This is a genomic window from Methylobacterium ajmalii, assembly GCF_016613415.1.
GTDB lineage: Bacteria > Pseudomonadota > Alphaproteobacteria > Rhizobiales > Beijerinckiaceae > Methylobacterium > Methylobacterium ajmalii.
The window spans coordinates 15,576-15,827 of record NZ_JACWCT010000037.1; the positions used below are offsets into that span (position 1 = coordinate 15,576).

The window sequence follows — 252 nt, forward strand, 5'->3', positions numbered from 1 at the left end:
ACGATCAGGTACTCGAAGTCGGGATCGTCGGCCATGGCCTCGAAGATGCGCCACCACACGCCCTTCTGGCTCCAGCGACTGAAGCGGCGGAACACGCTGTTCCAGTCGCCAAAGACCTCGGGCAGGTCGCGCCATGGCGCGCCGGTGCGCACGATCCACAGCACGCCTTCCACGAACATGCGGTTGTCGCGCCCGGTCGAGCCGCGTTGATCCGGGCGGCCGATGATCAAAGGAACCATCCGCTCCCACTGA

1 protein-coding gene is annotated in these 252 nt (G+C 65.5%); it reads right to left on the reverse strand.

Annotated features, from left to right (window positions below; translation table 11 throughout):
- On the reverse strand, nt 1–252 hold a 252-nt coding region (locus HPY23_RS06975; RefSeq protein WP_200646560.1), incomplete at both ends, for a transposase.